The organism is Aquimarina penaris (assembly GCF_040786285.1).
In the GTDB taxonomy this organism is placed as follows: Bacteria; Bacteroidota; Bacteroidia; order Flavobacteriales; family Flavobacteriaceae; genus Aquimarina.
Genome location: NZ_JBFMKQ010000002.1, coordinates 379,442 through 394,520 on the forward strand (window position 1 = coordinate 379,442; position 15,079 = coordinate 394,520).

General features: G+C 37.1%; 6 protein-coding genes. All 6 read right to left on the reverse strand.

Features of this window, described 5'->3' with window-relative positions; translation table 11 throughout:
* Positions 1–231: 231 nt before the first annotated feature.
* On the reverse strand, positions 232–954 hold the full coding sequence (locus ABW637_RS11290) for a hypothetical protein (protein ID WP_367584801.1): 723 nt from the start codon (positions 952–954) through the stop codon (positions 232–234).
* A gap of 90 nt (positions 955–1,044) precedes the next feature.
* On the reverse strand, positions 1,045–1,890 hold the full coding sequence (locus ABW637_RS11295) for a hypothetical protein (RefSeq protein WP_367584802.1): 846 nt from the start codon (positions 1,888–1,890) through the stop codon (positions 1,045–1,047).
* A gap of 567 nt (positions 1,891–2,457) precedes the next feature.
* Entirely contained in the window at positions 2,458–2,907 is a 450-nt protein-coding gene (locus tag ABW637_RS11300; protein WP_367584803.1) for a T9SS type A sorting domain-containing protein, read from the reverse strand.
* A gap of 273 nt (positions 2,908–3,180) precedes the next feature.
* Entirely contained in the window at positions 3,181–7,203 is a 4,023-nt protein-coding gene (locus ABW637_RS11305; protein WP_367584804.1) for a C1q-like domain-containing protein, read from the reverse strand.
* Between the two features lie 356 nt (positions 7,204–7,559).
* Positions 7,560–8,261 (reverse strand): fibronectin type III domain-containing protein, encoded by a 702-nt coding sequence (locus ABW637_RS11310; RefSeq protein ID WP_367584805.1) that lies wholly within the window; start codon positions 8,259–8,261, stop codon positions 7,560–7,562.
* A gap of 12 nt (positions 8,262–8,273) precedes the next feature.
* The gene (locus ABW637_RS11315) at positions 8,274–15,026 is read right to left on the reverse strand and encodes a LamG-like jellyroll fold domain-containing protein (RefSeq protein WP_367584806.1); all 6,753 of its coding nucleotides are present in this window, start codon (positions 15,024–15,026) and stop codon (positions 8,274–8,276) included.
* Positions 15,027–15,079 lie beyond the last annotated feature (53 nt).

The following is a 15,079-nucleotide window of genomic DNA, read 5'->3' on the forward strand; positions in this document are numbered from 1 at the left end:
TTGTGTGGTTCTATTTATGATTTTAAAGTGTAGGTTATGAATCTGTGGGATTGGGTTAACTATAACGTTTAATATATATATATATATCGTAGCAGGGTAAAATGTTACCTTGCTTTTGGAATTTTATTGTGCATTGATTGCTAACTTTTCCTTTGAGCAAGTATTGCGCCTTCATAAATATACAACAACCATTTGATTGATTACTTAGCTGCTATGATCGCATATATAGTACTATGTGCCATTATTTATTAAAAAATTTACCATTGAAGAGGTAAGGTTTAAGATCAAACTAACTTCTTTTGATTTAACCTTGTCATTATGCTTAACATAGGTGTTTTGATAATTTCTGTAATAATTATTGAGAGTTTGAAACATATTTCTACATTCCGAGGAAATATTCATTTCTTTTAAGTGTCTTCCTAATTCAGAATCTTGATTTTCAAGTGACTTATTATTCCCAAGGATATTTTTAAGTAAAAGTTCATATGACAATCTTAAATCATCCAGTAAATTTCTTTCATTTTTACCTTCGTTTATTTTATCCAGGGCTGATTGATATAAACTTGCAACTTCTGAAAAATCGGAAAGCTTTTTCAAGTTCTCGTGAATTAAATCTGCATTCACTTCAGGTTTTAGAATTGTAAAATCGAATTTTGGATTTAACTCTGCAATTACTTGTTCAACATAATAGATGTTTTTTAAGAATTCTTTGTTTTGACCACATTTCATAGGTTCATTTTTATGCTGACAATGAACCAAATGTTTTTCATACTCCTCTTTAATTTGTCTTAAGACTTCGTAAAGGAAAATAAGTTTTGCAGTTGAATCACTATGATTATATAGTTCAGTTTCTAAAGCATCCTTCAGTCCGGTAGGAGTGTGATCATATCTTTTCCAGTCTCCAAACTGATAAAAATTACTGGCTTCATCTTTGACAATATCCTCTAAATTCATTTTGTTTTTTTATTGCTCATAACGTCTCGTGTATGCGGCGTGGTGGCGTTTAGCCAGCATGAACGACATACACATTGTTAGGTACTGGCTTTATTTTTTTTCTTCTATAATTTTTGCTAAATAACTTTCTTTAATTTTACTAAGAAATATGGCTCGATTATTTTTATTTGTTCCATTGGGACTATATATTTCATTAAACTCATTTATTACTCCATTCTGTTTTAACTTATTTACAAAAACTTCGTTGTTCAGATACGTAGTAAATTCTTCACTATCATTATCATCTAATTGGTTTAAAAATTGCATAAAGTATTCCCAAGAGATTGATGGACTATTTGGATACCCTTCATATTTAAGACCAACAGTATTTAGAATAATCTCAATCATTAACTCTTTCTTGTCAGCAAAATTATTCTGAAAGTATAATTGTAAACCGTGTAGGAATCTTACTTTCGAATCACCTTCATAAGATGTCTCGTTATTAACTACATTAGATATTAAGTTTTCAAAGTCTTGTCTTTTATTTGAATTTTCGAATAACTTAGATATTGATATTGAAATATTATTAATTGAATTGTTTGATAACCCATTTACTGGTTTTGTGGACACCTTAGGAAGTTTTTCTTGCAAAAACTGAAGTAAAAGATTTAATTCTTCTTCCGTTGGTTTTATATGTATGTTTTTAATTTTTGGCGGATTTTCCCAGTTTGAATCGGCAATTAGAATCAACTCACCCTTTAGTTCTTGATAAAGTTTATCTTCGAGGTTATTATCTGAAATGTTCTGTTCAATAATTTGTAGCCTTTCACTTTCCTTGATCTTTATTCTTTGTTTAACTATGATCCAAAGAATACCAGCTATAGCGCTTATTAATATTGCGATTCTAAGAACCCATTCTAATATTGAAGATATTTCTGATAATTCCATTTTTTTCATCCTCTTTTTTTTATTCCTGCTTGTACCTAACAATCGTATATAGTTACCTTTAATACCTATATATCTTTTTTATACCCACTAATCTACCCCAATATTTCTAACCTACCGATGTGGGAAACCGTAAGAAATTTTAAAAAGTTTTTTGTATAGCGCTTAGTTTTTAGGGTCGAGGTGTTTTTGTAATTACAATGGTTCTCGATAGCTCTGCTGAGCTTGCCGAAGTACAATTTTTTTCCATTCCATTCCAAAAAACCACTCGAACTGACGTTGTGACTATACTCAACACAGTCTAGCAAACACGCTACGTCATATCGAGTGATTCGACCATCGGGAGAATTGTATCGAGATGTTTTAGAACCGACAAGGGTTAATTTAACTCGCGGTATTACTAAGAGGTTCTCGATACACTTTTCTCCATTACATTCCGAAAAGCACTCGAACTGACGGGTAGGTGTGTTATGACATTCTATTACAGCAAAACACTCGAACTGATGGGTAGGTGTGTAATGGCATTACATTTCGAAAAGCCACTCGAACTGACGGGTTAATAAGCTATCCAGTATTACGTTACTCTTTTACAATTCTTTTGGTGATAGATCTTGTGGTGGTTAATATACGTGCTATATATACACCAGACGACAAATGGGTTAAATCAAGACGTGTAGTATTCGTTTTGTATACTTTCTGGCCGGTGATAGAGTAGATTTCGGTCTCGAGGATACCTTCACCTTCAATAAATACCAATCCCGAGGTAGGGTTAGGGTACATTGAAAAAATAGCTGGTGTATCAGGATCTGTCGTTAGGATAGTATATGTCGATTGATGAAACCCTTGCGTAAGGTTGAATGCATCACTTTTAAATGTTGTGATTGCTGTTTCACCCACAGTAAAATCTAAAGCGATAGTACCGTTATCAAATGAAGCCCCAGCGCTGCCTATTATCTGGCGTTCTATGCTTTGGGCTTGTAGTTGTGCTCCTGTGAGTACTACTAATATTAATAGTATATGTATATTCATTTGCTTTTATTTTTGTTTAGTTTAAATCTTAGAATTTAAACTAGTTACATATTTCGAAATTAAAATTTTAAAAAGCGTCATTTTGAGTGTTTTTGCTATAGTGAAACGTAGACAAAATGCCCGCCTGCTGGACGGGCAGGTATCGACCCTTCGGCAAGCTCAGGATGACGAAGCTTTTTTATACGAAAATCCTATTCTTGATATATCCCAAAAACAAGTTTGGGACACTCGAATTGACGGATTTTCGCATAAAAACGTGACATACAAACTCAATTAAAACCTACTAATCAAGTACCCGCTAAAACCACTTTCAGAATGAAGGCTCCAACTTGTATCGGTACTAGATTGTACATTAACATTTACCTGCTCTCCTGCATTTAATTTCATCACACCACTTACGGTTAGGGTATGAAAATTGGTACCCGCATCTCCTTGAGTGATAGCATGCATTCCGTTATCCAAGCTTAGTTTATTCTGGATTCCTAATAATAGTCTGAAATCTCCTGAGTTAACTCCATCAAAGCGTATTTGTGCCGAAAAGAAGTACAATCCATTTACGGGAGCAGTAAACGTTCCCGAAGCTTCATCAAAATGATTTCCATTATCATGCAGATTGGTTAACGTTGCATCACTAGTTCTCCAGGATGGTACCCGAACAAAGTTGCCAGCACCAGACAATACCAAAGTCCCACTTAGATCTGCAGAGAAACTTGGTAAACCTGTTACGGTTAGTGCAGAGGTCGTAACAGAATTGGTTGCAACATCATTGGTCCAACTACGATTTCCACTACCATCGGTTGTTAAAAGACTGTTTGCAGCCCCACCAGCTGGTAATTCAATTTCATTAGTTGGACTGTTATCCAAAATTACTTCATCGCTATCTAACCACTGTACTCCTAATGCAGAAACTCCTAAAATTTGCCCATTAGTTCCTCCAGATGGCAATCCTGCAACATTTGCCCACGATGCATTTCCTGATCCATCTGTAGTCATTACCTGGTTGGCTGTGCCGTCTTGAGCAGGTAGGGTATACGCTCTTCCTGACCCTGTATTATCTGCATCTATAGTAAATTGCCCATTTAAAGTAGTATTACCATTTTTAAGCATCACCAAGGCATCTCTTCTCTGAAGGACAGAAACACCATTTCCTATCACAAAAAGGCGGTCTGTAGCGTTAAAACTATTTTTTGTTCCATCTACAACGGTGTTATTTAATCCCATAGAAGTTTGTGCATAACTACCTGAATGAGTTACAAACCCCATAGCAATTGCAGAAAATGCTGATGATGTATTTGAAAAACCAAAGGCCATTGAGGCACCTTCCGTAAGCGTATTACCCTGACCAATGGCATAACTTATAACACTGTTATTAATATCGTTTCCACTTCCTATGGCTATAGAATTAACTGAATTTCCCCTTAAAACATTATTCTCTCCAATAGCTATAGAATTCCTAGCCGAGGCAATAGAACCTTCTCCTAAGGCAATAGAACCTTCGCCAACATTGGCATCATTCCACTGATCTCCTGGTTCATTATCGGTTGGGTCCGTGGGATCTAGGTCTTTCAATCTTCCCACACGAAAAGCTGCTTTACTTTTATCAAAAAACATCTTTGCATTATCGTCTGTAGTTAATGGATCGTTATCTAATTGGGTACTACCAAACACAAAATCATCTGTGGCAATCGCACCAGGAGCATTGCTGGTTACATTAGCAGTTGTCGAGAAAGCGCCTGATAAAGCCGTAGTCCAGGATACATTTCCAGCGCCATCGGTTGTCATTACCTGATTAGTAGTACCATCTTGTGCGGGTAGGGTATAGGCAGCACCACTTCCGTTATTATCTGCATCAATAGTTAATTGTCCGTTAAGCGTAGTGTTTCCGTTTTTGCTCATGACTAGAGCATTTGTTCTATTACTATCATCGATTCCGTTACCAATAATAAATAAGGGATCTGTAGCAATGTAAGCGGCATCATTTCCGTTTACAAACTCACTAAACAATCCAATGGTATGTTGCCCATAACTTGTTGATTGGGTACCACGTCCTATACCTACTGCATAATTACCCGAGGTACTATTATTTGCTCCCAATGAAATAGAAGCAAAACGAGATGATAAATTATTATATCCTACCGAAAAAGCATTTTCTCCTCCAGAATTGTTATAACTACCAAAGGCTGTTGCAGCAGTACCTTGTACAAGATTCCCTCGTCCCATAGCTACAGAAAAATCACCTGAATTACCCTCATCCCAATCTCCTGCAAATCCATCAGAGGCTACTGCGCTACCCGCTCTAAAAGATCCTTTACTTTTATCAAAATACATTCTGATATCATCTGCCGTACCTCCTATATTATTTAATTGTGAGCTTCCGAATACAAAATCGTCTGTAGCAATAGTACCATTAGTATTGCTAGTTACATTATTAGTTGTCGAAAATGCCATCGTTGGGGCGGTGGGCAAGTTGGTCCACGATACTTGTCCGCTTCCATCGGTTGTCATGATTTGATTAGTGGTGCCATCCTGAGCAGGTAGCGTATACGATGAACCTGCTCCTTGATTATCACCATCTATAGTTAAGGGACCGTTAAGCGTAGTGCTTCCATTTTTCAACATGACCAAGGCATCACTACGATTTATATCTGTACCATTACCAATAACAAATAACCTGCTAGTGGCTCCAATACCATTGCTTGCTGAAGGATCTATGGTGTTGCCTTGCCCAAGAGTTACTTGTCCTGCTTGCGCATTGATTAGGTCATTACCTATAGTAATCGATCCAATTCCGGTAGAGGAGTTAAAAGTCCCCAAAGCCAAAGATCTTCCTCCAGAAGCTTCATTGTCGAATCCCAGAGCGATAGAGTTAAAACCTACATTGCTGGTATCCCATTGATCTCCTGTAGCTATACCAGCTCTAAAAGCTCCTTCGCTTTTATCAAAAAACATACGATAGTCATCATCGAACGTGCTATTATCATTGTCTAATTGTGAACTACCAAATACAAAATCATCGGTGGCGATGGTTCCATTGGCGTTACTAGTCACATTACTTGTTGTACTAAAAGCACCTTGTGTATCATTCACCCAACTGTAGTTGCCAGAACCATCGGTACTTAATACTTGTCCGTTTGTTCCTCCGGTTGGTAATTCAATCTCGTTGGTTGCATCAGCATCGGCATCGTTAATATTATCATTGACCCAGCTGTAGTTTCCGCTTCCATCGGTTACTAATACTTGTCCGTTGGTTCCTCCGGTTGGTAATTCAATCTCGTTAGTGGCATCAGCATCGGCATCGTTAATATTATCATTGACCCAACTGTAGTTTCCGCTTCCATCGGTTACTAATACTTGTCCGTTGGTTCCTCCGGTTGGTAATTCAATCTCGTTGGTTGCATCAGCATCGGCATCGTTTATATTATCATTTACCCAGCTGTAGTTTCCGCTTCCATCGGTTACTAATACTTGTCCGTTGGTTCCTCCGGTTGGTAATTCAATTTCGTTGGTTGCATCAGCATCGGCATCGTTTATATTATCATTTACCCAGCTGTAGTTTCCGCTTCCATCGGTAACCAAAACTTGTCCATTGGTTCCTCCAACAGGTAATTCAATCTCATTAGTTGGATCAGCATCGGCATCGTTTACGTTATCATTTACCCAGCTATAGTTTCCGCTTCCGTCGGTTATTAATACCTGTCCGTTAGTTCCTCCCGTTGGTAGTTCGATTTCATTAGTAGGATCAGCATCTCCATCAATGGTGACAACATCGATCCAATTATAATTACCATTGCCATCTGTGGCTAATACTTGTCCGTTAATTCCACCAGTGGGTAATTCAATTTCGTTAGTTGGGTCTGCATCTGGGCCATTAGTTGCATAATTTGCATAAGGCACCGATTGTAATTGTGATGCCCCTAGTACGGTATAATTACTTCCCCCTGCGGTATCTATAGCTACCTGAAGCCAGTAGTTTTGAGTACTCCATTCTATTGTAGAAAAATTATCAGAGGTATTTCCTTGACCAATGGATAATGTAATGATACCTTGGGCATTAGAACGTATTGTATGCGTTTCTTCATAAACATTAGTACCTGTTGCATTTCCTTGTAATACGGTAATTTGTACTCCAATATCTTGATTTGCAATTGGGTTACCTTCGGCATCGCGAACAGCTGCCTGGTAATTAAAAGATTGAGAAAATCCTTGTTGCGCAACTAGTAGTAGAATGGCACAAGTTAACCATTGTACATATTTTTTTGCAAATGTGTTTTGATTTGAATTGTAATTTTCATCCATAATGAATAGGGCTTATAGCATTTACTTTATTTTGGTTTCATACATGTATAGTAGTAGTACAGTTAAGTTTATGGATACCCTATTTTTATTTTAAAATTTGATAAAGAATATGTTGATTGGTTGTGCATTTTGAATTAAAAAAAGCTTTTCTCGATAAATTTTGTCTACGTTTCACTATGACAAAACACTCGAAATGACACTTTTTTTTAATTCAAAACCCTTGTTATCCTGTTCTTATGATATTTTGGTTTTGTATAGCACTAATAATCAGTTTTATAAAAAGAAAAACCACCCAATTTCTTGAGTGGTTTTAGTGTTGTTGTGATTTGAAATTTAAAGCATCATAGTACTCTTTCTTATTCTGTTCTAAAATTCCAAACCTGACCAATGGTTGCACCTTGATTGGTGTCTTTAACGGTAATTCTCCAATAATATATGGTACCAGGAGATATAGAAACGTTGATGGTGTTTGTGTCTAAATTTTCTGTAAATAATACTGGAGGGTTTGTGTCTCCAAAGTATAGATCATAGGATAACGTATCTCCATCAGCATCACTAGCGGCCCATTCTAAATCTACAGTACTACCAGACAGTGTTGCTCCTAAAGAAGGGCTTACCAGCGTTGCAACCGTAGGGATGGTATTCAACCCGGCATCAGGCTCGGTAACGAATGACTGAGGTTCAGAAAATGCACTCTCATTTCCTTCACTATCTCTAGCTTTTACCCGCCAATAATAGGTGATACCTTTTTCGAGGGTAAAGATGGTTTGGGTACTGGTGGTAGTCGTTGTAAATACTACAGTATTGAAGCTGTTGTCTCCAGCAATTTCAACTACATAGGTCACCACATCTCCATCGGGATCGGTAGCAATATTCCAGTCGAGTTCGAGGTCAAAATTTGTACAGGTTTCATTATTGATAGGAAATACCAAACTCGGGGTTACGGGAGCCTCATTTCCTGATACGGATCCTGGTGATACTGCACCATCATCATCTCCACTACAAGAAAATAACAAAGTAGTACCAAGTAAGGCTATGTATAATTTTAAACTTTTCATCTGTTTATTATTTTATTGTTTTACAATTCTAAAGGTTTTTGAAGCTCCATTCATTAGAGAAATAAAATATACTCCAGATGGTAATGTTTCCATTGGCAATACCACTTTTCCTTCAGTAATACTATATGTATTTGAAGATACTTTGATTCCTAATGCGCTGTGTATGTCTACAGTTATAGTTTTTAGCACAGTTTCCGGAATGGTAATTACGATATCTGATCTTGTAGGGTTTGGTGATACCGTTATTTGATCAAATAGCGTTATTTTGGTTGACAATTTTCCTTCACAAGCCTGGCTTGAGAACACTTCCAACGTATCACCATGTTGTACTTCAACATAAAAGCTATTAGTATCATAGGTTGCCACCATGGTATCATTAATCATTACGGTATAAGGTGCTGTACCTTCGTCAATTTCTACATATATCTGATTACTTTTATTATCGGTATTCAAGATTGTTTTACCTTCTAAAATAGGAGCTTCTTCAATCGCTACTTCAAAACATTGTTCGCAATCTGAATATCCATCAATGGCAATACATAATGTATATGTTCCCGGAGCTAAATCTTGTACAAAAAGATCAGTCCCAAAATCATAGGTGTTGTTATTAATGGTAGCGATGTAATTCTGCTCTTCGGTAGCTCTAACTAAAATATTTCCGTTATCCTTATCTTCACAGGTTTCGCTATATGCCTCTACCAGGAAGTTATCTGCAGGTAAATCAAAGATAGGACAACCCGAAACTACATGTACGGTTCGTATCACTTCTACTGCAACATTATTTGAAGCATCGGTTGAATTATATGTAATCATATACGTCCCTAATGCGTCTACAAAATCTGAAGTATCGATGATAACTTCTGATCCATCATCTGTGGTAGCTCCTAATTCGGTATACCCATCTCCTAGAACAATGGTTTGAGGATTATCACCTAGTAAGGTAATTATTGGCGGAACGTTATTTACTACATTTACTGTTCTTGTCACTTCTGCAGCAACATTATTTGATGCATCGGTAGCATTATATCGAATGGTATAACTTCCAAGAGCATCCATAAAAGCTGTAGTATCGATCGTTACTGTGGTACCATCATCTGTGGTTGCCCCCAGTTCGGTATAGCCATTGCCCAATTCAATGGTTTGTGGGTTATCACCTGTTAATGTAATGACAGGAGCTGTAGTATCTACTACGTTTACTGTTCTGGTCACTTCTACCGCAGCATTGTTTGATGCATCGGTAGCATTGTATCGAATAGTGTAGCTTCCCACTGCATCTACAAAATCAGAAGTATCGATTATAATACTACTCCCGTCATCTATGGTCGCTCCCAATTCGGTATATCCATCGCCTAATTCAATGGTTTGCGGGTTATCTCCTGTTAGTGTTATTACCGGAGCCGTGGTATCTACTACATTTACGGTGCGTATTACTTCTACAGCAACATTGTTTGATGCATCGGTGGCATTGTATCGTATAGTATAACTTCCTACGGCATCTACAAAATCAGAATCATCAATTACTACAGCCGTACCATCATCTGTGTTCGCTCCTAATTCGGTATACCCATCTCCTAATTCTATGATCTGAGGGTTATCACCTATCAGGGTAATTACCGGTGCAGTTGTATTTACCACATTTACGGTTCGGGTTACCTCTGCGGCAGCATTGTTTGACGCATCGGTAGCGTTATATCGAATGGTATAACTTCCAAGAACATCCATGAAAGCAGTAGTGTCAATGGTTATATTAGTGCCATCATCTGTAGTTGCCCCAAGTTCGGTATACCCATCACCCAATTCAATGGTTTGTGGGTTATCACCTGTTAGGGTAATTACCGGAGCCGTAGTATCAACTACGTTTACCGTTCTGGTTACTTCAGCAGCGTTATTACCTAATAATCCTACAGCATTATACGTAATGGTATAACTTCCTACAGCATCTGTAAAATCTGAAGCATCAATAATTACAGTTGAGCTATCACTTGTACTTGCTCCCAGTTCGGTATATCCATCACCAAGCTCTATGGTTTGCGGATTATCTCCAATCAGGGTTATGATAGGAGTTTCACAATTATCAGTAATGTCTTGAACACTATCCCAGGCCGTTTGATTGCTACCTTGAAATGATAAGGTTGTCGCACCATCACCTGTGGTAACATAATCATACAAACCACATAGATTCGTAATCCCCAGGTCCTGATCTCGGATAATCAAATTAGAACCTACATTTCTAAGTGCGTATAGATTTATACTCTGTAAGCTATTATTATTTCTAATTGTCGAGTCACTTCCTGTAAGGGAAGCTACATTTTGTAAGGCATCAATTTCTACCAGATTTCCATTAAAACTAATTCCTAGAATACCAATAGAAGTTAATGATGCTAAGAAAGAATTATCGAATGTTGTGATTAATTCATTTTCGGCAATATTCAATGAATTTATAGAAGTAATAGCTAATTTAGGGAACCCCTCCAGATTAGGTACCAAATCACAATCTGATATATTGAAACCACCTAAAGTTGTTAAATTATCCATTCCTTGAATAGTATTAAGAGCGGTCATATCTGTTAAAGAAAGGTTTCCTCCAATACTTGTAACACCTGATAAAAAGGATAAATCAGTCACGGCCATATCATGAAATTGTGCAGCGCCACTTATGGTACTTAACACCGTTGCTGTTATGGAGTTCAGCGATGGAGAGTTATCTATAGATAAATTATTTCCAATACTCGTCAGTTTAGGGAAATTAACTGTCGTTAAGTTCGCACACCCTCCTATGTTGCATGCTCCTGTTAAGTTTAATATTTCTGGAGCATCAATACTGATTAATCCTGTTGCATCGGCTATGCGGAAATTTCCTGACCCCTCTAATAATGGCAATGATATACTCGTTAATCCTGATCCAATATTACTAACACGAAACTCCCCGTTAACTTGGGTTAATTGGTCTATTGAAAGCGTACTCAAAGAGCTATTGAAAGTTATTCTGAAGCTACCTGTCATTGTTTGTAACTGATTCAATGTGATAGTTGTCAAAAGCGCATTATCCGTAATCTCTATATTTGGTATTGTAGTTATCTGATCAAGTATGGTTATTTCTGTTAAAAGATCTAAATTATCTATTGTAAGATTCCCTCCCAAACTCGTTACATTAGAGAATGACGCTATACTTGTAGTATTGGTCATATCTTTTAAAGTGAAATTTCCTCCAATAGTAGTCAATGAAGCAAAGCCAGAAAGATCATCCACAATATTTCCTTCCAAATGCAAATTCCCTGAAATAGTATTCACATTTGAAAAGCCTGATACATCGGTAATAGTTCCATTAATCGTTACATTTCCTTCAATAATCCCACAGGTTCCTAAGGTTGCTATATAACTATCTACTTCTGCTTGTGTAGTTAGTGTAATGCCTCCAGCCACAACACAATCACAACTTTCTGAAATATTGTTAGAAGACGCATCTATCCAGTTACTCGTAGCACCGCTTAACGCAAAATTGATAAGTGTTCCGTTATAGCTGTTTCCAGAGCCATCCGCTAATGTTGTTAGTCCAGAATTATCTGCTCCTGAAATACCTGTATTAAAATTATAACGGGCCACTAAATCGGTTTGCGACATATCAGCTGTACAGCCATTCAATTCTGAAACCTCGAAAGCACTTAGGGTTTTTGTCCAGATACGTAATTCGTCTAACTGCCCATTAAAATAACCTCCTGTATCTCCTGAAGGTGTATCGGCAACAGCATATCCCAATTGTATATCGGCTGTTGTGGTCGTAGCCGTTGCTGTTCCTACCCATCCTGTTGATCTAGCCAAAGTGCCATCGATATAACACCTGGCGTTTCCAGAGTTCAAAGTGACTGCCACATGATGCCATTCTCCATCATCTACTTTTGTAGCAGGACTTAACAAACGAGTAATGTAATTTGTGGCACTAGCATAGTAATAAAACTCTATTCTTCCACCATCCAGGTTAATACGCCATCCATTGTTTCCATCTGGGGTAAACTTATTGATGACTCCACCAAGTCCATCGGTAGTTTTAATCCAAAAATCTACTGAAAAATTCAAGTTATTTTGAGAGGTATTGTGTGGGATTGTTACCAAATCGTTAGCACCGTCAAAATCTAAACCAGTCCCAAGGGGAATTGCTGTTCCTTGTATAGTGAAACTATATGAAGGTTCATCACAATCATCACTATCGATAATTACGGTAGCTGTTTTTGTCCCGCCAGATGTAGGTGCAAACTCTATTTTTAATGAAGCAGATTCAGTGGCTGGTATTGGATTGTTATGTGGGTTTTGCGTAATGGTAAAATCAGCTGTATCACCCGTAAGTATCACCCCATCTATATTTAAAGCGGCAGAACCATCTGTATTACGAACAAAGAAGCTCATTTCTTTAGTACTACCTACATTGATACTTCCTGCATCTGTATTGTCACTAGTCTCAGGAGTTGTATCCCCATTCAGGATATCGTTACCGTTTCCTTGTACATTAATTTCGGGAATCGCTATTGAACAATTTCCGGAGATACCATTTGCTGTAGTATTTATCCAGTTAGAAGTATTTCCTGTTAATCCAAAATTGGTTAAAGTTCCGTCTAAACTATTTGAAGTAGCATCATCTAAAGTGGTTTCACTTGAATTATTAGCAGCAACATTTCCTTGATTTAATTTGTAGTAAGCAACTAATCCTGATTCATTTCCTGCTAGTTCACAACCTTGTTGTGCTAAAATCTCATCTGAGCATAGTGCTCTAGACCAATAACGTACTTCGTCTATATCTCCATTAAAATAAACGTTATTAAACGCAGAATACCCTATGTAAAGTGATTCTGTATTTGTTGGGGTTTCTGGAATATTACTAAAAGTAATTTCATTGTCTAATACACCATCTATATAAAATATGGCCTTTCCATCTCCAAATGCTAAAGCGATATGGTGCCAATTACCATCATTAAGTCCAGAAGCATTAGATAAACTAGTTGATTCATTGTTTGGTACTGCGTACTCAAATCGTAATACTCCGGAACTGCTTAAATTCATAGAGAATCCATTAATTCCTGTAGCATCATATTTACCAATAATTGACTGTCCACCTGCAGTAGATGTAGTTTTAAAGTATGCTTCTATAGTAAACGTATTTGTATTGAATGCGCTGTTATGATTGATATTGATATGGTCATCTGTTCCATCCAAACTAATTCCTGTAGCAGGAGTATACCCCGTTCCTTCTATGGCAAAGGTAAACGTAGTATCGCAACCGTTATTTGAAATACGAACCGTGGCGTTTTTAGTTCCGATAGAAGAAGGTGTAAATAGAATCCTTAGATTTCCAGAAGTACCTGCCGCTACATCTGTTGGTGATTCTATAATGGTAAAATCGGATGCTCCATCAATGGTAATATTAGAAATGTCTAGTGTAATATTACCAGTATTGCTAATCGTATAATCTGCAGGTTCTGCTTGTCCAAATATAACATTCCCAAAAGAGGTGTTATTACTTGAACTTACCGTAGTGTCCCCATTATTAATGGCATTACTATTTGAAGCAATTGAAATTATAGCTTCCGTATAAGTGCTACAACTTCCTGAAATACCATTAGCTGTTGTGTCTATCCAGTTAGAAGTAGTACCTGATAATCCAAAATTGTTTAGAGTTCCTTGTGGGGGAATCCCCGATGTAATCGTATGATTGGGATCTAGTATACTATACTCTGGAAAGTTATTTCCGTTTACTTCTCCATTATTAAAATTATAATAAGCTATCAAATCACTTTCACTTCCTGTTAATTGACAGCTAGACTGATCAGAAATCCTACAGTTTGACAATGCGATATCCCACACTCGTAATTCATCTATAGCACCTGCATAATATTCTCCACCACCAAAAGCACTTCCCATAGTTAGATTATTACTACTATCTACAATAGCTTCTGACAATGTTAATCTATTTTCTTCTATACCATCAATCAATATTCTATAATTAGTACCATTATGGGTAATTACAACATGCTGCCATTGATCGTTTGCTATTGGAGGAGTCATTAAGTTGTTAGCCCCTGTTGAAGTAAAAAAAGTGAAATTTAATTGCTGCGTTATATCGATACGTAAACTATATCCTGCACTACCGCTTGTATTATCTAGTATAAAATGTTCCTCTGTCCCAGAAATATTAGGTTTCATCCAAAATTCAATGGTAAAATCATCGTTCAGGCTATAATTACCATTGTTAAAAGTGATGTTGTCATCGATACCATCAAAATGTAGCCCTGTAGCTCCTTCAAAAGCGGTTCCTTGTATGGCAAATGTATAGGTTCCATTGGTTGGATCATCACTGGTAATGGTTACTATTGCGTTTTTTACTCCAGCAGATTGTGGCGCAAAACTTATTTCAATAGATTCTGATGTTCCACTTAATACGGTGACTGGCCACATGTCATTGAGCACAAAATCTGAAGCATTGGTTCCAGTAATTGTAATATTCGAAATATTTAAATCACTTGCACCATTGTTTAGGATGCTAAAAGGTGTCATTAGAGAGTTACCTGTTCCTAATTCAGGATACATGGTCCCATCAAACATATCAGGAGTCATATCACCATTGGCAATTACTGTCATCATATCGGGACCAGTAACACTAATCTGTGGTGTAAATAATTCTTCGGAGGGTTTAAAAGGTGTGTTGGCCGATAATTCATAAGAGGTGAATCCCATAGCGTAAAACACCACGAAAAGTAAGAGTAGCAGTTTCTTCATAAGGGGCATGTTTAGGTTAAAGTTTTGTTAATGATTTAAGCTGCAATGGTACA